The 17871-nt window shown below is 65.6% G+C and carries 16 protein-coding genes; 7 read left to right on the top strand and 9 right to left on the bottom strand.

From position 1 onward, the window contains the following. Positions 1 to 148 precede the first annotated feature (148 nt). Together ACZK2R_RS11665 and ACZK2R_RS11660 are read left to right on the top strand one after the other, a co-directional pair. On the top strand, positions 149 to 1063 hold the full coding sequence (locus ACZK2R_RS11665; RefSeq protein ID WP_164079535.1) for a LysR family transcriptional regulator: 915 nt from the start codon (positions 149 to 151) through the stop codon (positions 1061 to 1063). Further along, positions 1063 to 1932 carry a methylenetetrahydrofolate reductase gene (locus tag ACZK2R_RS11660; protein ID WP_180837134.1) on the top strand — a complete coding sequence of 290 codons (870 nt, stop codon included), beginning with the start codon at positions 1063 to 1065 and terminating at the stop codon, positions 1930 to 1932. The genes ACZK2R_RS11665 and ACZK2R_RS11660 overlap by 1 nt, the downstream gene beginning before the upstream one ends. 31 nt (positions 1933 to 1963) lie before the next feature. On the opposite strand, the gene ACZK2R_RS11655 is transcribed toward ACZK2R_RS11660, so the two are convergent. Then, the gene (locus tag ACZK2R_RS11655; protein WP_032127271.1) at positions 1964 to 2242 is read right to left on the bottom strand and encodes a hypothetical protein; all 279 of its coding nucleotides are present in this window, start codon (positions 2240 to 2242) and stop codon (positions 1964 to 1966) included. Between the two features lie 190 nt (positions 2243 to 2432). Here ACZK2R_RS11655 and ACZK2R_RS11650 point away from each other — a divergent pair, with 190 nt between their 5' ends. Both ACZK2R_RS11650 and ACZK2R_RS11645 read left to right on the top strand, forming a co-directional pair. After that, the gene (locus tag ACZK2R_RS11650; RefSeq protein WP_180837132.1) at positions 2433 to 3266 is read left to right on the top strand and encodes a S1 family peptidase; all 834 of its coding nucleotides are present in this window, start codon (positions 2433 to 2435) and stop codon (positions 3264 to 3266) included. A gap of 88 nt (positions 3267 to 3354) precedes the next feature. Then, the gene (locus ACZK2R_RS11645) at positions 3355 to 3882 is read left to right on the top strand and encodes a DUF6622 family protein (RefSeq protein WP_180837130.1); all 528 of its coding nucleotides are present in this window, start codon (positions 3355 to 3357) and stop codon (positions 3880 to 3882) included. A 138-nt stretch (positions 3883 to 4020) separates the two neighbouring features. Here ACZK2R_RS11645 and ACZK2R_RS11640 read toward each other — a convergent pair whose 3' ends face one another. From ACZK2R_RS11640 to ptsP, 5 genes are all read right to left on the bottom strand, one after another. Continuing rightward, positions 4021 to 4620: a fasciclin domain-containing protein gene (locus ACZK2R_RS11640; RefSeq protein ID WP_198283157.1), complete on the bottom strand. Its 600-nt coding sequence runs from the start codon at positions 4618 to 4620 to the stop codon at positions 4021 to 4023. A 96-nt stretch (positions 4621 to 4716) separates the two neighbouring features. After that, positions 4717 to 5970 carry a carbohydrate porin gene (locus tag ACZK2R_RS11635; RefSeq protein ID WP_180837128.1) on the bottom strand — a complete coding sequence of 418 codons (1254 nt, stop codon included), beginning with the start codon at positions 5968 to 5970 and terminating at the stop codon, positions 4717 to 4719. Positions 5971 to 5984: 14 nt separating this feature from the next. Next, positions 5985 to 7691, bottom strand: a complete 1707-nt coding sequence (locus ACZK2R_RS11630) for a PTS fructose transporter subunit IIC (protein ID WP_180837126.1) — start codon at positions 7689 to 7691, stop codon at positions 5985 to 5987. 74 nt (positions 7692 to 7765) lie between these two features. Continuing rightward, positions 7766 to 8722 (bottom strand): 1-phosphofructokinase, encoded by a 957-nt coding sequence (gene pfkB / locus ACZK2R_RS11625; protein ID WP_180837124.1) that lies wholly within the window; start codon positions 8720 to 8722, stop codon positions 7766 to 7768. Further along, entirely contained in the window at positions 8719 to 11229 is a 2511-nt protein-coding gene (ptsP, locus tag ACZK2R_RS11620) for a phosphoenolpyruvate--protein phosphotransferase (RefSeq protein WP_180837121.1), read from the bottom strand. Before ptsP ends, pfkB begins: the two co-directional genes overlap by 4 nt. A gap of 156 nt (positions 11230 to 11385) precedes the next feature. Here ptsP and ACZK2R_RS11615 point away from each other — a divergent pair, with 156 nt between their 5' ends. Further along, the gene (locus ACZK2R_RS11615) at positions 11386 to 12369 is read left to right on the top strand and encodes a LacI family DNA-binding transcriptional regulator (RefSeq protein WP_180837118.1); all 984 of its coding nucleotides are present in this window, start codon (positions 11386 to 11388) and stop codon (positions 12367 to 12369) included. Between the two features lie 144 nt (positions 12370 to 12513). Here ACZK2R_RS11615 and ACZK2R_RS11610 read toward each other — a convergent pair whose 3' ends face one another. Then, a complete protein-coding gene (locus ACZK2R_RS11610; protein WP_180837116.1) occupies positions 12514 to 14076 on the bottom strand; it encodes an MFS transporter in 1563 nt (520 codons plus the stop codon). Positions 14077 to 14227: 151 nt separating this feature from the next. Here ACZK2R_RS11610 and ACZK2R_RS11605 point away from each other — a divergent pair, with 151 nt between their 5' ends. Next, on the top strand, positions 14228 to 15109 hold the full coding sequence (locus tag ACZK2R_RS11605; protein WP_180837114.1) for a LysR family transcriptional regulator: 882 nt from the start codon (positions 14228 to 14230) through the stop codon (positions 15107 to 15109). A gap of 128 nt (positions 15110 to 15237) precedes the next feature. Beyond that, on the top strand, positions 15238 to 16542 hold the full coding sequence (locus ACZK2R_RS11600; RefSeq protein WP_180837263.1) for an NADH-quinone oxidoreductase subunit D: 1305 nt from the start codon (positions 15238 to 15240) through the stop codon (positions 16540 to 16542). 9 nt (positions 16543 to 16551) lie between these two features. Here the strand turns inward: ACZK2R_RS11600 and ACZK2R_RS11595 are convergent, their stop codons facing one another. Both ACZK2R_RS11595 and ACZK2R_RS11590 read right to left on the bottom strand, forming a co-directional pair. Then, positions 16552 to 17208 carry a TetR family transcriptional regulator gene (locus ACZK2R_RS11595; protein WP_049401546.1) on the bottom strand — a complete coding sequence of 219 codons (657 nt, stop codon included), beginning with the start codon at positions 17206 to 17208 and terminating at the stop codon, positions 16552 to 16554. A 56-nt stretch (positions 17209 to 17264) separates the two neighbouring features. After that, positions 17265 to 17840 (bottom strand): TetR/AcrR family transcriptional regulator, encoded by a 576-nt coding sequence (locus ACZK2R_RS11590; RefSeq protein WP_232053917.1) that lies wholly within the window; start codon positions 17838 to 17840, stop codon positions 17265 to 17267. Positions 17841 to 17871 lie beyond the last annotated feature (31 nt).

Genomic DNA, 17871 nt, shown 5'->3' with positions numbered 1-17871 from the left:
CCTTCGGGCGATCTGCGGGGGCGCAGTCCTGCAGGCCGGCGAGGTGACCGGGCTGGCAGGCAACCGAAGGCATGACCCGATCCTAGTCATGCCCTTCCATGACGTAAAATGGTATTACTTCACCAATCCATGAGCGGTATTCATCGTCATGTTGGAACGGATCCACCTCAGCATCGTGCAGCAGGTCGAGCAGCAGGGCTCGCTGACCGCTGCCGCCGGCGTACTCAACCTGACCCAGTCAGCCCTCAGCCACAGCATGAAGAAGCTGGAGCAGCAGCTCGGCACCGATGTCTGGCTGCGCGAAGGCCGCAGCCTGCGCTTGACCCAGGCCGGGCAGTACCTGCTGGCGGTGGCCAACCGCGTGCTGCCGCAGCTGGACCTGGCCGAGGAGCGCCTGGGCCAGTTCGCACAGGGCGAGCGCGGCGCACTGCGCATCGGCATGGAATGCCATCCCTGCTACCAGTGGCTGCTGAAGATCGTCTCGCCGTACCTGGCCGCCTGGCCGGACGTGGATGTGGACGTAAAGCAGAAGTTCCAGTTCGGCGGTATCGGTGCACTGTTCGGCTACGAGATCGACCTGCTGGTCACGCCCGATCCGCTGCTGAAGCCGGGCCTGAAGTTCGTGCCTGTGTTCGACTACGAGCAGGTGCTGGTGGTGGCCAAGGACCATGCACTGGCCAAGGTGGACCACGTAAAGCCGCGTCAGCTCGGCCAGGAAGTGCTGATCAGCTACCCGGTGCCGTTCGAGCGCCTGGACATCTACAACCAGTTCCTGCTGCCGGCCGGCATCACGCCGCGGCGCCACAAGACCATCGAAACCACCGACATCATGATGCAGATGGTGGCCAGCGGCCGTGGCGTGGCCGCGATGCCGCGCTGGCTGGTGGAGGAATATGCCGCACGCATGGACGTGGTGCCGGTGCGCCTGGGGGCGAAGGGCATTCCCAAGCAGATCTACCTGGGTGCGCGTGAGGCCGATACGGGTATCGACTATCTGCAGGCCTTCGTCGAGCTGGCCCGGAACAGCACGCCGATCGCCGGCAATGCAGGCGGAGCCCGTTGATGCCCGCACCTGGATCGCAGCGGACGGAAACCTTCATCGACGCGTTTTCTCTGGAAGTGAGCGCGAAGGCCATGCCGGCACTACACGCGGAAGCGGATCGCATCGCTCCGGGAACGACGATCTCGATCCCTTACCTGGCGAGCGAGGACGACGACGCCCGGCTGGCGGCCGTGTGCACGGTGCGCGAACTCGGCTTCGAACCGATGCCCCATCTCTCTGCCCGCCGCATCGCGTCGCGTGCGGCGCTTGCGCGGTTCCTGGAACGCGCCGCCAGCGAAGCGGGGGTAGAGACGTGCCTGCTTATCGCGGGTGATCTTTCCACGCCCGCAGGTCCGTATGCCGACAGTACCTCGATCATCGAGACTGGCCTTCTTGAGCGTTACGGCATCAAGGTTGTGGCCATCGGCGGGCATCCGGAAGGGCATCCGGTGATGAACGCCGAGGACCGTTGGCGCGTGCTGGAACGCAAATGCCAGGCCATCGAGGCGCGGGGCATGGCACCGCTGATCATCACCCAGTTCGCCTTCGATGCCGATATCGTGCTGGCCTGGCTGGATGCGCTGCGCGCCCGTGGCATCACGGTTCCGGTACTGGTGGGCGTGCCGGGCCCGGCCAGCATTGCGCGGCTGGCGCGCTACGCCGCGATGTGCGGCGTGGGTGCCAGTGCATCGATGCTGGCGCGGTACGGCATCTCGATCGGCCGGCTGCTGGGAACGGCAGGGCCGGAGGTGTTCATGGATCGCCTGCTGAGTGGGCTGACGGACGCCCATGGCCCGGTCAGCCCGCACTTCTTCCCGTTCGGTGGCATTGCGCCATCACTGGGCTGGATAGAGCGGTACCGGCGGCGCACGTCGACCGCCAACGTTTGATGCTCTATCGATGATCGCGTGGCTGGGCCCTTCAGCCCGGCAGTTCGCACTTCATCTTGCCGTCCACGTAGTACGGCTTGGGTACGTTCGGGTTCTCGCTGGTCTTCTCGAAGACCACCTCGAAGGAAGCCGCATCGGGCGAGCCCTTGCGGTCGGTGCACGCGTCCTGCAGCTTCTTCTTGACCGCCGCGATGCCCGCATCGCGATTGGCACCGTCGGCGCTGTTGGTCAGGTTCACGGTTTCGGCCGAGGCCAGTGGGCTCAGTGCAAGCAGGCAGCCGGTCAACATCAGGGTGTGCAGTCTGGTCATGCCGCGTACCTCATGGGTCTCCAATGAGGCTCCAGCATAGAGCGGGGCTGTTAACGGCCTGTGGCCGCCCCGGCTTCGGGGCCGGTTCTCCCGCATTCGTCGTCGAACACGGGAGTCTGGTCGGATGCCTCCCCTTGGCCCGGCGTGTTCGGCTAGGCTGCAGCGACTGACCGCAAGGATGAAGGCCCTCATGATCCGCTGGCTGTTCCTCGCGCTTGCCGCGCTGCCGCTCGCTGCCGGGGCCATGGTCATCCGCCACGACGTGGACGATGCCCGTTACCGGATCGAGGGATCAGAATTTCCCGCCCTGGCTGACATGCCGGGCGAAGGGCAGGGCGTTCTGATCGCGCCGCAGTGGGTGCTGACAGCAGCGCATGCCGCGCCGATGGAAGGGATGGGGCAGGCCATCACCATCAACGGCAAGGACTACGGCGTGGAACGTGTGGTCGTGCATCCCGGCTACAGGCGAATGCCGGAAGCCTTGGGCAAGGAAGCACTGGCCACGGGGAGCCCGGCGAAGATCCATGCGTTCCTGGCCGGATCGGATGACATTGCGCTGATCAGGCTCACGGCCCCCGTGAACGATGTGCAGCCCGTGTCGCTCTATCGCGGCAGTGCCGAGGTCACGCAGGTCGCCGCCTTGATCGGAAAGGGCGCCACCGGCAACGGTGCGATGGGGCTGGTACCGGACGGGCCGCATCGCACCACGCTGCGGCGGGCGTACAACGCCATTACCGGTGGCAATGATCGCTATCTCTGGTATCGGTTCGATGCCCCGCCACAGGGCCTGCCGCTTGAAGGCGTGCTCGGTAACGGGGACAGCGGCGGCCCATTGGTGATCAAGGATCACGGCGTCTGGCAGCTGGTGGGGCTGGGCTCCTGGATCACCGCCGTTCCGGAGCATGCCCTTGAGGCCGGCTTCTACGGGCAGGTGGTGCACAACGTTCGGGTATCGCGCTATGTGGGTTGGATCGAGAGCGTCCTGAATGCGCCCGATTACCGCCCAGTAACACCCGAAGACTGACAGCTGTCACTGGCTGCAACCCGGGCGGAAGCGAATAGTGAGCGCCAAGGCGAGGGCACCTCGCCACCAACCACCAAGGCGACCGCTCATGAACATGCTCCAGCAACTCACTTCGCAGACGCCGATCTGGGTCTGGCTGCTCCTGGCGTTCCTGGTTACGCGTGGCATCGCCGCCATGAAACCGGGTGAGACTTCGTTGCAGAAGCTGGCGATCGTGCCCGTCCTGTTTGCTGTGTGGGGCGCGTGGTCGATCAGTCATCGCTTCGGCGCGTCGCTGACCGCCTGGGGCGAGTGGTTGGCCGGCATCGGCACCGGCGCGGCACTGGGGTGGCTGCTGCTGGGCCACGTGAAGCTGACCCTGGATGGCGCCACCGGAACGCTCTGGCGCAACGCGGACTACAGCGTGTTGCCCCTGCTGCTGCTCACGTTCCTGGTGAAGTACGGTTTCGAAGTCGCATTCGCGGTGTCGCCGCCATTGATCGCCAATGCCGGCGCCAGTGCGGCCTACCTGCTGCTGTCAGGGGGCTTCACCGGCCTCTTCATTGGCAAGTACTGCCGCTATCTGGCCTCGTTGCGACTGGACGCGGCGGCGAAAGGGTGGAAAGCGGCAACCTGAACCTCATTTGCGCGTGACGCGTCACGCTAATGCTGGTTTCAGTGGCACGGGCAGGAAGGTGCGCCGCCACTGGCGGGGCCCCCAGCTCAGCATGCTGGTAGCGGGCATCGTTCCGGATGCCCGCTGCCCAAAGCCGCATCATTTCGGCATCAGTACAGTGTCGATCACGTGGATCACGCCATTGGACTGGCCTACATCAGCAATGCTGATGCCCGCTTTGCCTCCCTTGGCATCGATAACCCACAGCTTGCCTTCGTGGAGAGAGATCGTAAGTGGTTCGCCCTGCACGGTCTTCAGCGTCGCCTTCCCGCCATGCTTCCTGGCGTCTGCAACGAGCTGCGCGGAAGTGTAGGTGCCTGGCACCACGTGGTAGGTAAGAATCTTGGTCAGTTGTGCCTTGTTTTCCGGTTTAACCAAGGTGTCGACAGTCCCGGCAGGCAGCTTGTCAAAGGCTGCATTGGTAGGGGCGAAGACGGTGAAGGGACCCGCCCCGTTGAGGGTGTCGACCAGGCCCGCCGCCTTGACTGCGGCGACCAGGGTCGTGTGGTCCTTGGAGTTGATGGCGTTCTCGACGATGGTCTTGGTCGGATACATCGCTGCGCCACCAACCATGACAGTGTTGGCGGCGAAGCTGGAAGAAGCTGCTGAAACAAGGACGGCGAGGCTGACTGCGGCGGAAATTCGCTGGAGAGCGTTCACGGTGCGACCCTCGGATTGGCGCCCGCAATGCGCGGGCATCCTCATTACGGCCCGGGGCGCGGATTGGATGCAGCGGATTCTGCTCCAATCGTTTCGCGCCACGCAGTTCGGCAGGAAGGCCGCCATTGGCTTTGCTTACAGGCTCCAATCAACCCGCATGCCGGCGATCAACGCATTCGGCAGGTCGCGCTGGCGGGCGGGTTCGTTGAACTGGTCCGGATGCACGATGTAGTGCAGGTTCGGTGCGATCCGGAGCTGCGGGGTGAGCTGGATGCCATAGCTCAGTTCCATCATCACCTGGCTCCCGTGCGGCGTGCCGCTACCGCCTGCCGCGGCACGGGCAAGGCGCAGGTCCTCCAAGGCGATGCTGCTGTACTTCTGCTGGGTCACAACGAACGCGATGCTGTCCTGCCGCCGGCCGGCGAACGTGCCTTTCTGCACCACGCCCGCCTGCAGGAAATGATCCTCGATCAGCTGGCCGGAGGTGCCCTTGAGCGCCGCACCGAACAGGGTCAGGCCGCGCCCGGCACCATCCCCGGTGAGTTGCTGCTCGAAGCGGGCGAACACCCCGGAGCGACCACGGCGGTTCGCGTAGTCCTGGCCACTAAGCAGCGCCGGGGTGCCGTTGGCATCGCGCAGCGGATCCAGATAGGTCGAGTTGTCCTGCCAGCCACCGAGTTCGTAGCGGGCTTTCAGTCGTGCCGAAGCAGGGCTGCGCCAACCGAGCGTGTAGGGCACGATCCAGCCGGTGGCCTGACTGGTACTCCATTTCAGGCCGTGCTGGCCGTCCTCGGCCTGGCTGGGATCGACCTGGTAGGCGCCGACGCGCACATAGACATCGGGCGTCACCCAGGCCGTGGCATCGGCCATCCAGCTCGATACCGGCCACCAGGTGAAACTGCTGGTGCGGAACACGTAGGTCGGGTTGCCGCAGGCCGAATTGCCCTGGAAGTACTGGCACAGCTCTGAACCGAGGTGATGGATGTTGGCGACGCTGCGCCCGGCCTCCAGCACCAAACGGTCGTTCAGCAGTTTCTGTTCAAGCGTCAGGTTGGCCAGGCGCGTGCCCTGGCCGCCGTAGATTTCCTGCACCGAGGTGCTGTTGCCGGTACGGCTGTTGGCCAGGTTGGTGCCATGGCGGTTGATGCCGTAGGCCTTGATCGTCGCGCCCCGCCAGCCAAACGCAGCGTCCAGGTTCACGTCGGCGCCGAACATCAGCTGGCCGGCATACGCCGTGCCGCTGCGCTTGCCGCCGTCGAGCGTGGCAGCCGCTTCGCCGGTGTACGCCAGCTTGGGGGTGAAGACGTAGCTCGCGTCGGCGGCTGCGGCCACGGACGGCAGGGCCAGCAGGATCGCTACCGGCAACAGGCGGCGGGAAGAGCAGGTCATGGGCGAGATTCCGTTTACAGGGTGGGAGCCGTGACCGGCTTCTTGAGGACGCGCAGCGCGACCGCGGTGACGGCCACGCCGGCCACCAGTGCCAGCAGGTAGACGCCAAGGTGGGTGACCGCGTTCGGGATCGGCAGCACGAACACACCACCGTGCGGCACCTTCAGCTCGACGCCTGCGGCCATCGAGATCGCACCGGCCACGGCCGAGCCGAGAATCAGCGCCGGAATGGTGCGCAGCGGGTCGCGCGCGGCGTAAGGGATCGCACCCTCGGTCACGAAGCTGAGGCCAAGCACGCCCGCGGCACCGGCCGTGCCACGCTCCTCGGCAGTGAAGCGGTTGCTGAACAACCACGTTGCCAGTGCGATGCCCAGCGGCGGCGTCATGCCGCCGATCATCGTCGCAGCCATCGGCGTATAGACCTGGCTGGAAATCAGTGCGGTGGAGAACGCGTAGGAGGCCTTGTTGACCGGCCCGCCCATGTCCACCGCCATCATTCCGCCCAGCAGCAGGCCGAGCAGGATGGCGCTGCTGCCCTGCATGCCGCGCAGCCAGTCGGTCAACCAGGCCAGCAACCCGGCGACCGGCGTGCCGATCACATACATCATCAGCAGGCCGACCAGCAACGTGCCAAGCACCGGCAGGATCAGCACCGGCTTGAGGCCTTCCAGGCTGCGCGGCAGGCGCAGCGCACGGTTGATCCAATGCACGCCGTAGCCGGCGATGAAACCGGCTAGGATGCCGCCAATGAAGCCTGCATCCATGTTGACCGCGACCAGGCCGCCGATCATGCCCGGCGCGATGCCCGGGCGATCAGCGATGGAGTAGGCGATGTAACCGGCCAGTGCCGGCACCATCAACATGAAGCCGGACTTGGCACCGATCTGGAACAGCGACCAGGCCAGCGTGCCCTTGTGTGCATCGTCGAAGGCATAGATGCCGCCGAGCGCGAACGCCAGTGCGATCAGCAGGCCGCCGGCAGTAACGAACGGCAGCATGAACGACACGCCGGTCATCAGGTGCTTGTAGGGGCCGGTGGCCCTGGCCTTTTCGGTGGTGCGGCCTGAAGCCGGCGTACCCGCCTGCACGCCGGCCTCGGCCAGCGCCTTGCGGATCAGGTTCTGGCCGTCATTGATCGCCGGCTTGGTGCCGCTCTTGAACAGGCGTTTGCCAGCAAAGCGCGACAGATCGACTTCGCGGTCGGCGGCGATCAGCACCAGGTCGGCGGCAGCGATTTCTTCGTCGCTCAATGCGTCCTGCGCGCCAACCGAGCCCTGGGTTTCCACCCGGATCGCGTGGCCCAGTGCCTTGGCGGCCTGCTGCAACCCTTCGGCTGCCATGAAGGTGTGGGCGATGCCGGTCGGGCAGGAGGTGACGGCGACGATGCGCTTGCCGGCGTCCGCGGTGGAAGCGGTTGCTGATGTCGCTGCGAGCAGCGCCAGCGCGGCAAGCGGGTCGTCCAGCACTTCACCGAGGCTGGCGCGCACGACCTGGGCATTGCCGAAGCGCGCGGCATCCGCCTCACCCTCCCCCACCAGCAGCAGCTGCGTTGCGGCGGCGGCCTGCGTGGCGGGCAGTGCCCCGGTCACGCCCTGGTCGCTGCGGATTTCGATCGCCAGTTCGGCCCCTTGCTGGCGGGCGGCGCGGCGCAGCGCTTCGGCGGCAAGAACCGCCTCGATGCTGCGTTCGCCTGCGGCGATGACTACGGTGGAAGCTTGCATGGGCACTCCTGGAATTCTTCGGGTTCGTCCTTGCAGGAGGGGCCGGGCCAGCCGCAGCTCCCTCTGCAGGGGTTTCAATCCAACTGCTCGATCAGTACGTCGCCGGTCCACGCGCGCACCTGTGCCGGATCCAGCCGTCGCGCGTCGCCACTTTCCAGCCGGCTCATCGAGAACGCCGTCGCCAGTCGTGCGCAGGCAGCCAGATCGAGGGAGGGCTCCAGCAAGGCGGCGGCGATGCCGGCGACCATGGCATCGCCGGCGCCGACCGTGCTGCCGCGCGCCAGTCGCGGCGGTCGCGCGATCAGGGCGCCGCTGCGATCAATGAACAACGCGCCGTCGGCGCCCATCGAGATCGCCACAAGCGCAACTCCGCGTTCCACCAAGGCCTGGCCCGCAGCCCGCAGGGCGCTGCGATCCGGCAGCGGCGTACCGGTCCAAGCCTCCAGTTCGTGGCGGTTGGGCTTGATCGCGTAGGGCAGTGCGCCCTGTGCGCCGCTCAACGCCGCGGCCAGCGCGTCGCCACTGGTATCCAGCAGTACGTGCGAACCGGCGGCGCTCGCCTGCGCCTGCAGTCTCGCCCATGCATCGGCTGGCAGCCCGGACGGCAGGCTGCCGGACAGCACCACCGGCAGGTCCGGCTGGAGCAGGGCGTCGAGTCGGCGCGATACCGCGTCCAGATCGGCATCACGCAGTGACAGGCCGGGCAGGTTGATGTCGGTGGTCTCGCCGTTGGCCTCTTCGACCAGCTTGATGTTGGTGCGGGTGCGGCCCGCAACGCGCAGGCAAGCGTCTGCGATGCCACGCTCGGCGAACAGTGCGCTGAACACGCCGTCGTTACCATCGCCGAGTACGCCCAGTGCGGTGGTCGGTACGCCCCAGTCGGCCAGGCAGGCGGCCACGTTGATGCCCTTGCCGCCGGCGTCGTCGCGGGAGCTGCAGGCACGATGCACATTGCCCGGTCGCAGGTGCGCCAGCCGCACGGTCTGGTCGATCGCTGGATTCAGGGTAATGGTGACGGCACGGGCGCTCATGCGCGCGCTCCATCGAGAGCGCGCACCTGCTCGGCGGTTTCGCAGTCCAGCGCGGTGTTGGCCAGTGCTTGCAGATCGATCAGCGCGTTGCCACGCAGGCGTGCCTTCACTGCCGGAATGTCGTTCGGGGTCATCGACAGTTCGTCCACGCCCAGGCCGGCCAGCAGCATTGCACCAAAGGGATCGCCGGCCAGGCCGCCGCAGACGCCAACCCAGCGCCCATGCAGGCGTGCACCTTCCACCGTGGCGCGGATCGCGCGCAGCACGGCCGGGTGCAGGCTGTCGGCCTCGGCGGCGAGTTCCGGGTTCTGGCGGTCGATCGCCAGCACGTACTGGGTCAGGTCGTTGGTGCCGATCGAGAAGAAGTCGGCATGGCGCGCCAGTACATCGCTCTGGGCCGCAGCAGCGGGGACTTCAATCATGATCCCGATCGGCACTTCGGGCGCCTCGAGCTCTGCGCGCAACCGTTCGCAGATGGCGCGCAGCGCGATCAGCTCGGGCACCGAGGTGATCATCGGAAACATGATGGACAGGCGTGCGCCGTCCTTCGCCGCGCGATACAGCGCACGCAGCTGTGGTTCCAGCAGGTCGGGGCGGCGCAGCAGCAGGCGCGCGCCACGCACGCCGAGGAACGGATTTTCCTCGCGTGGCAGCTCCAGGTGAGCGACCTGCTTGTCGCCACCGATATCGAGCGCGCGCACGATCAGCGGGCGGCCGTCGAGCGCCTTGGCCATCGCCACGTACGTGGCGTACTGCTCATCCTCGCTGGGCGTGCTCCCGCGCTCGAGGAACAGGAATTCGGTGCGCATCAGGCCGACGCCTTCCGCGCCTTGCTCCAGTGCCAGCGGCACCTGCTCGGGCAGGTTGACGTTGGCGCCGATGTCGATGCGGTGGCCGTCAGGGGTCTGTGCCGGCTGCGCGCGTTGCGCCGCTTCACGCTCGCGGATCTGCTGCTGTTCGGCGATCCACGCACGGGCCGAGGCGAGATCGGCCTCGGACGGAGACAGATAGAGGCGCCCGCTGCTGCCATCGATGATCGCCTCGCTCCCCGCGCTGATCGTCAGCAGCTCCGCGCCCGCGGCGACCAGCGCCGGCAGGCCCAGCGTGCGCGAGAGGATCGCGGTGTGCGAGGTCGGCCCGCCCAGCGCGGTGGCGAGGCCAAGCACGCGACCGGTATCGAGGTTGGCCGTGTCGGACGGCGACAGATCAGCAGCGAGCAGGATGCAAGGATGTGCAGGCAGGTCGGCAAGGCCGCCACCCGCCGCGGACGGATCAAGCTGTGCCAGTACGCGCCGGCCCACGTCACGCAGGTCGGCGGCGCGTCCGGCCAGCACCGGGTTGCCCAGGGCCGCCAGGCCCGACGCGATCTGCTCGATGGCCTGGTGCCAGGACCATGCAACGCCATGGCCTTCGACCATCAGCTGGCAGGTACGGGTAATCAGATCGGTGTCGTCGAGCAGCGCGGCCTGCGCCTTGAAGATTGCCGCATCCGAGGCGCCGAGCCGGCGCTGGGTGTCGTCCTGCAGTGCAGCCAGCTGCTGGCGGGTGCGGCTGAGCGCCTCCTGCAGGCGTGCGCCGCCTTCGCCGAGCGGGGTGGGGCGGTCAGCAACGTCGGCATGCGTGCTGGCCAGCACATGCACCGGGCCGATCGCCAGGCCTGGGCTGGCGCCGATGCCGACGATCGCCGCCTGTGCGTCAGGCGGATTCCAGCCCGCAACCGGCGCGGCCTTGCGCTGCGCCGCGCGCTCGGCATCGGCCTTTTCCTGCGCAATCAGCCCGTCCATGACCTTACGCAGCGCGGCCAGCAGGGCTGGGGCATCGGCGCCCTCGGCAGACACGCTGACCGCGTCGCCATGGCGCAACCCGAGCTGCAGCAGCGCCACCAGGCTTTTGGCATCGGCAGCCTGATCGCCCGCACGGACCTGTGCGCGGGCCGCGAAGCTGCGCGCCGTCTCGGCCCAGCGCGTGGCCGGGCGTGCGTGCAGCCCGTTGGGGTAGGCGATGGTCCAGTCGAAACGCTCGGCCAGGTCCGTCACTGGCGCATTGGGGGCCGTGGTCGCAACATCGCCGGCCAGCGCGTTGATGATCTCGCTCGCATCGACCGTGGTGAACAGGCGCTGCAGCGTGGCCTCGTCCTGGATCAGCCGGGTCAGCCGCCGCAGCAGGGTGATGTGGGTATCGGACTGGGCGGCAATGCCGACCACCAGGCGGGTGACCTGACCCGGATTCCACTCCACGCCTTGCGGAAACTGCAGCACGGCAATGCCATCGCGGCGCACCAGGTGACGGTCCTCGCCCAATCCGTGCGGAATGGCCACGCCATGGCCGAGGAAGGTGTTCGCCAACACCTCACGACGCCCCATGCTGGCCTCGTAACCGGGCGCAACGCAGCCGGCGGCGACCAGCATCTGCGCCACCTGGGCAATGGCGTCGGCCTTGTCGAGCGCCCGCGCATCCAGGCGGATCAGTTCCCGGCTGACGGGGGCTGGAGAGGTCAAGGGCTGCAAGGCGGGCTCCGGGAAGGGGGTGCTATGGCGTATTGGGAACGTTCCCACACATCATTTCAATGTGCACTGCACAAAAAGCCAATAGTCCTTTGGCGTTAGCATTGTCCTGAATGGCCATCCGGCCTCGAACAGCGACAGTTTCCGGGAACGGTTCCAATGAGCATCAGCATCAACGACGTCGCGCGCGTGGCGGGGGTCTCCAAGTCCACGGTGTCGCGCGTGCTCGGCGGCGGCCCGGTCAGCGAGGCCGTGCGTGGCCGGGTGGAGGCGGCGATCCGCCAGACCGGCTATCACCCCAACCTGCAGGCACGGCGCCTGCGTGCCCGGCACACCGGCATCATCGGGCTGATCGTGGCGGACATCCGCAACCCGTTCTTCACGGCGCTGATCCGAGCGGTGGAGGAGATGGCCTATCGTGAAGGCCTGCGCGTCACCCTCTGCAACACCGACGAGGACCCCGAGCGCGAAGCGCTGTATCTGCAGTTGATGCACGAGGAGCGCATCAGCGGACTGATCTTCGCGCCCACCCGGACCACGGTGGGCCGGCTGGAGCGGCTCGCACTGGACTATCCGACGGTGCTGGTGGACCGCGCCGCACCCGGCGGGTCGATCGACAGCGTGGTGCTCGACAATCCGGCCGCGATGGCAGGCCTGGTCGAGCATCTGGTCGCGCGCGGCTATCGCCGCATCGGCGGCCTGTTCGGCAGCACCAGTACTACGGCGGCGGAGCGTCGGGACGGCTATCTCGCTGCGATGCGTACGCATGGGCTGGAGCCGGATTATCGCGAGGTTGAGCCCACGGCTGAAGCGGCCATTGCAACGGTCGAACAGTGGCTGGCTGGCCCATCGCGGCCGGAGGCGCTGGTCGCCAGCAACAGCCTGCTGCTCATGGGGGCATTGAAGGCCGCCCGCAGCGCGGGGCTGGAGATTCCGGATGCGCTGGCGCTGGCGGGTTTCGACAACGAACGCTGGACCGAGCTGGTCGAACCGGGCATCACCGTGATCGAACAGCCGGTCGAAGAGATGGGGCGCGCAGCGATGTCGCTGTTGCTTGAGCGCCTGCGCGCGCCGGAGCTGCCGGTACGCCGGCTGGTGATGACCGGAAGGTGCGTGGTGAGGGGATCAACGGCCTTGCGATGACCTCGCGGCTGTTTGCGGTCGTCCATCGATGGATAACCTCGAGTACATGTGGGTCATGGCTGCTCCTTCGCCCGGCCCATTCCGCCGATGATCGTGGCCAGTTTTACGAACAGGCGTCGCACGCATGGGCGCAGCATGTTCAGCTCAATCCTCGGACGTCGTCTGGCAGTTTCGATTCCTGGCGGACGATGTGATCCCGGGATGACCGCCCCGGAAGGTAAGCGCACTGACAACGGCCAGGGCACAGGCACAAGCGCCCGCGTAAACCATGGCCAGTCGGTAGCCGAAAAGCAGCGACTGATGCGCTACGTCAAGGGACACTGCCTGGCCAGTGGCCGCCAGCTCATCCAGGTGCGCAGTACCTGCGGACAATCCCACCGCAAGCGACCGCAGATGCGAAGGGTCACCGCCGGGCAGGTTCGTTTCAAGTGCGTAGTAGGTACCTTTCACCAGAATCAACCCCACCACCGCGATGTTGATGGCCAGGCTGATGAATCTGGCGCTGGTGTCCATGCCGGATGCCATGCCGGCGCGATCGCTGGGCACGGAACTGGTCGTCGTGTTGGTGATGGGTGTATTGATCACGCCGAGGCCCGAGCCTGCAAGAATGCAGCCTGGCAGCAGGGTCAACCAGCTCGCGTTTTCCGCGCCTGCACCGATCGCCATCATGAGCATCCCGCCGCCCATGGCAAACATCCCGACGGGGATCACGCGCTCAGGCCCGAAGCGCACAGCGAGACGCTCGCCGTAAGGCGGCAGCAGCAGCGACGGCAATGTGTATGCCAGGACAGACAGGCCGGTCGCGATGCTTGAGTAGCCAAGTCCGTGCTGGAAGAACAGTGGCAGGTACACCATCAGTGGCCAGAAACTGAAGTTCATGCCCATCGAGCCCAGCAATGCGCCGGAGAAGCGCCGATTGCCGAAGATGGAAAAATCGAACATCGGGTCCGGCACCCTGCGCTCGACCGCGATGAATACCGCCAGGCTGATGACGGCAACCAGAGCGGCCACCATGGAAGAGGCGCTTGCAAGGCCTGCAGGAATGCCCTGGGTGATGTGCCAGGTGAAGGAAAAGACGGCCACTGACAGCGAGACGATTCCTGCAAGGTCCAGTTTCCGCTGGCTTGGCGCCCACGATTCCCGGATGCCCAGAACGGCGAGAGCCGTCGCGCCCACTGCCAGGGGCGCATGCACCAGGAACACCCAGCTCCAGCTGCTGATGACAACAACGCCAGCACCAATGACCGGCCCGAAACCCAGCCCTATGCCAAAGACCACGCCCCAGATGCCAAAGGCCTTGGCGCGCTGTGCGGAGTCACTGAACTGATGGGAAAGCACTGTAAACACGCAGACCAGCATTGCGCCTCCCGCCGCACCCTGCAGCGATCGAGCCACGATCAACGCCGTTCCGCTTCGAGCAAGGCCGCAGGCCAGGGATGTGATGCCGAACAGCAACAGGCTGATCACGAAGATGCGCTTGCGCCCGTACCGATCCGCCAGAGCGCCAGCCGCCATCAGCACCGTCGTGCAGGCGAGGGTGTAGGCATTCATGATCCACTGCAGGCCGCTGAAGCTGCTGCCAAGCTCTGTCTCCAGAATCGGCAGGATGACTGGCACGCTGGAGATTTCCAGCCCGAACATCAGGGAAGCCAAGCACGCCGCAGAAAGCGTCAGGCGGTCTCGAGCAGCAGGTGAAAGGGAAGTCATGGGTCTCCTCAGGCAGGTCCGGGATCTGGCGCACTGCCGGGGCGACTGCAGCTGCGCGTTTCAAGTGAGCGGCCATCTTGGAGGGACTTCCATGATGATAAAAATGATTTGATTTAATAGAATTGATCAATCTTCATCATGGATTGCCCCGGTGTTCTTTGACCCCGACCTGCTGCGCGCCTTTGTCGCCGTCGTAGAGACCGGCGGCTTCACCAAGGCGGGTGAGCGCATGAACCTCAGCCAGTCCGCCATCAGCCACCAGATCCGGAAGCTGGAAGAACAGGCGGGCAGCGCCTTGCTGAAACGGACCACGAGAAGCGTGACACTCACCGAAGACGGCGAAGACTTCCTGCGACATGCCGAGCAGATTCTTGCTGCCCAGAGCCTGCTGGTTCGCCGGTTCCAGAGGGCTCCTGTTACCGGGGCAGTGCGACTGGGTGTGCCGGAGACCTATGCCGGCGACCGGCTGACGGCAATGCTGTCGCGCTTCTCCCGCAGGTTCCCCGCGGTGCGGCTGGATGTAGCCGTGGAGTCCTATGGGGCGCTGAACGAACAGATACAGGCGGGAACACTCGACCTGGCGGTGAACCTGTTCCTGAGGGAGGACGTTGAGTGGCCGGTTCTGAGGCGGACACGTTTCGTCTGGGCCATCGGTTCGGGATTTGAGCACGAACCGGAAAAGACGCTGCCACTCGCACTCGCGCCCAGCCCGTGCATGCACCGCGACGTGTGCATCGGAGCACTTGTTGAAGCCGGCCTGGAATGGCGCGTCACCTTTACCTCGGCGAACCAGCAGGGCCTGCGATCGGCTGCAAAGTCCGGGCTCGCCATCACTGTCGTTCTTCAGGATGACATCCAGGATGGCCTGATGATTGCGGGCAGTGGACTGGGCCTTCCTGTGCTCCCCGCAGCGAGCTTCCGGCTGATGCGCAGTGCAGCCGTGCGGACGCCTGCGATCGAAACGTTGGAGGAACAATTGCTTCGCGCAGGCGATGGCGCGTGTTCGGTCCGCGCACTCGGCGCGGTGGGCTGAAGCTCAGCGCACGCACATTCCAGACCAAGCAGTCCATAACCGGCCTTCCACGTCGAAGTAGCATCGACGTTTGGAGCATTGAGCACTTCCGCTGAATGCGTTCGGTCTACGGAAGCTATTGGATGAACATGAAGCGGACGACGGCGGGCGGCCCCGCTCCCGTGCGCGGTGATCGGCGGGATACCGAGATCCGGAACTACGTGATGAACCTCGGCCCCCAACATCCTGCGGCACATGGGGTACTGCGCCTTGTGCTTGAGATGGATGGCGAGACCGTTGTGCGCGCGGATCCGCATGTGGGCCTGCTGCACCGGGGTACCGAGAAGCTGGCGGAGTCCAAGCCCTTCAACCAGTCCATCGGCTACATGGATCGGCTGGACTACGTATCCATGATGTGCAATGAACACGCCTACATACGTGCGATTGAAACCCTTCTGGGAATCGAGGCACCCATCAGGGCACAGTACATCCGCACGATGTTCGATGAGATCACCCGTATCCTCAATCACCTCATGAACATCGGAACGGGCGCGCTGGACCTGGGCGCCATGGCCGTGATGCTCTATGCATTCCGGGAACGCGAAGAGCTGATGGACTGCTACGAGGCGGTATCCGGCGCTCGAATGCATGCCACGTATTACCGGCCCGGCGGTGTGTACCGTGATCTGCCTGACCAGATGCCGAAGTACAAGGAGTCACGCTGGAAGAAGGGGAAGGAGCTGCGGCGGCTGAACGCCGCGAGAGAAGGGTCACTGCTCGATTTCATCGAGAATTTCACCCGCGAATTCCCAAACCGCATTGATGAGTACGAAACCCTGCTCACCGACAACAGAATCTGGAAGCAGCGCACGGTGGGCATTGGCGTTGTGACCCCGCAGCAGGCCATGGACTGGGGCATGACCGGGGTGATGCTGAGAGGCTCGGGCGTGGCGTGGGACCTGAGGAAGAAGCGCCCCTACGCGAAGTACGATGCCGTTGACTTCGACATTCCGGTCGGCAGCGCCGGTGACTGCTATGACCGCTACCTGTGCCGTGTCGCGGAGATGCGGCAGTCCAACCGCATCATCCGGCAATGTGTCGACTGGCTTCGCGCCAACCCCGGCCCGGTGATGGTCCAGAACTTCAAGGTAGCGCCGCCGTCCCGGCAGGAGATGAAGTCCGACATGGAAGCGCTGATCCATCACTTCAAGCTCTTCAGCGAAGGCTACCAGGTGCCGGCAGGTGAGACCTACGCAGCGGTCGAGGCGCCCAAGGGCGAGTTCGGTTGCTACCTGATCTCCGATGGCGCCAACAAGCCGTTCCGAGTGCACCTGCGTGCTCCCGGCTTCGCTCATCTCTCTTCTCTGGATGAAATCGTCAGGGGCCACATGCTGGCGGATGTCGTCGCCATGATTGGCACCTACGACATTGTGTTCGGCGAAGTGGATCGATGAGGAACCGGCTCAGCCCACACATGGGCTGAGCCACGCTCCGGCGGCCGCGAAGGGAGCAGCCATGTGCAGCCTGAGCAGGTCTTCCACGGTGCGTGCCCCGCCCATCTCCAGGTCGAGGATGCCGGGCTCCAGGATTGATCCCAGCAGAACACCGACCGCGATCGCATGAAGGCTGCGCGCCGCAGTGGCTGTATCAACGCCCTCACGGAGCTGGCCCAGTGCTCCTGCACGCTGGTATACAAGCTCCAGCATGCGGACCTCCGGCATCGCGCACGCCGCGAGCACGTCGCCTATGCCGCCCAGCTCATGTGATGCACCAGAGCGCAGCAGAAGCTCAACCGTTCGGCGAACGCGTGGGGTGCGGCGCGTGTGATCAAATACCCTGACCAGGTCCGCAAACAGAAGCTTGAACGGGTCACTGCACTGCCGGATGGCGGCTTCCCGCAGTCCTTCGGGTGCATCTGGCCGCCCTCGCGCGGAAAGTTCACCCAGCAGGTTCTGACGGGACCCGAAGTGCCAGTAGATCGCGCCGCGCGAATAGCCGCACTCGGTGGCGATCAGCTCCAGCGTGGCGCCCGCGGGCCCATGGCGCAGCAGGCACACCAGTGCAGCATCGAGGATCCTCTCACGCGTGGCGTGTGCATCCTCCCTGGTTCTTCTAGCCATGGCACGGTTGCATCCCTGCTGTTCGATGAGCGCGCGGCCGCGCGTCCTGATCGTCCTTAGACAAGGCGATGGGACGGACCATGGCCACAGCGCTGCACCGGGATTTGCGGCGTTTGAATGTCGATCTTCGGTTCATTGGCGGGGGCAGGGCAGGACAGTGAGCCAAGCCACAGACCATCGGCGGCGAGACGCGCAGACCTCAGCGCGGGATCGTCGGCCTCGGACGGCTCGGTGGCCAGCTTCTTCTTCATCCACTCGATCCACTGCGACGCGGATACCTGGGTCAGGTCCAGGCGGATGATCAGGGCCGAGAGCATTGCAACGTCGTGCCGCCTGCAGCCCTCGACCACCGATTCCACGTAGGCGTTGGTGAATGCGCCGGGGCGGAGCCCGTTGGCACGCATTCTCCGTTCCACATCCTGATTGAAGTTCTGCAGCCAGCACGAGAAAGTGGCGTCGATGAGATCCTGCTTGCAGTAGAAGTGATGGAACATCGCGCCACGGCTGACGCCCGAGCATTCGAGAATCTCACTGACGGTCACCGAAGACCGGCCATTGCGGACGATAAGCGCTGCCGTTTCGCGGATGAGTATGCCGGGCACACGCACGGACGAACTGTGGGTAGCGTTCAAGATAGTTTTCCTCATGTAGCGGGCGACGAAC

Source organism: Stenotrophomonas sp. 96582_Sma (assembly GCF_056480905.1).
Note: the sequence above shows the minus strand (reverse complement) of the source record. Positions and strands in the feature narration are given on the sequence as shown.

Bases quoted from the DNA above. Each gene is read 5' to 3' on its own strand.
- ACZK2R_RS11635 (WP_180837128.1), bottom strand. From the start codon at position 5,970: ATGACCTGCTCTTCCCGCCGCCTGTTGCCGGTAGCGATCCTGCTGGCC.
- ACZK2R_RS11640 (WP_198283157.1), bottom strand. From the start codon at position 4,620: ATGCCCGCGCATTGCGGGCGCCAATCCGAGGGTCGCACCGTGAACGCT.
- ACZK2R_RS11595 (WP_049401546.1), bottom strand. From the start codon at position 17,208: ATGGCTAGAAGAACCAGGGAGGATGCACACGCCACGCGTGAGAGGATC.
- pfkB (WP_180837124.1), bottom strand. From the start codon at position 8,722: ATGAGCGCCCGTGCCGTCACCATTACCCTGAATCCAGCGATCGACCAG.
- ACZK2R_RS11630 (WP_180837126.1), bottom strand. From the start codon at position 7,691: ATGCAAGCTTCCACCGTAGTCATCGCCGCAGGCGAACGCAGCATCGAG.
- ACZK2R_RS11645 (WP_180837130.1), top strand. From the start codon at position 3,355: ATGAACATGCTCCAGCAACTCACTTCGCAGACGCCGATCTGGGTCTGG.
- ACZK2R_RS11655 (WP_032127271.1), bottom strand. From the start codon at position 2,242: ATGACCAGACTGCACACCCTGATGTTGACCGGCTGCCTGCTTGCACTG.
- ACZK2R_RS11665 (WP_164079535.1), top strand. From the start codon at position 149: ATGTTGGAACGGATCCACCTCAGCATCGTGCAGCAGGTCGAGCAGCAG.
- ACZK2R_RS11615 (WP_180837118.1), top strand. From the start codon at position 11,386: ATGAGCATCAGCATCAACGACGTCGCGCGCGTGGCGGGGGTCTCCAAG.
- ACZK2R_RS11600 (WP_180837263.1), top strand. From the start codon at position 15,238: ATGAAGCGGACGACGGCGGGCGGCCCCGCTCCCGTGCGCGGTGATCGG.
- ACZK2R_RS11660 (WP_180837134.1), top strand. From the start codon at position 1,063: ATGCCCGCACCTGGATCGCAGCGGACGGAAACCTTCATCGACGCGTTT.
- ACZK2R_RS11650 (WP_180837132.1), top strand. From the start codon at position 2,433: ATGATCCGCTGGCTGTTCCTCGCGCTTGCCGCGCTGCCGCTCGCTGCC.
- ACZK2R_RS11610 (WP_180837116.1), bottom strand. From the start codon at position 14,076: ATGACTTCCCTTTCACCTGCTGCTCGAGACCGCCTGACGCTTTCTGCG.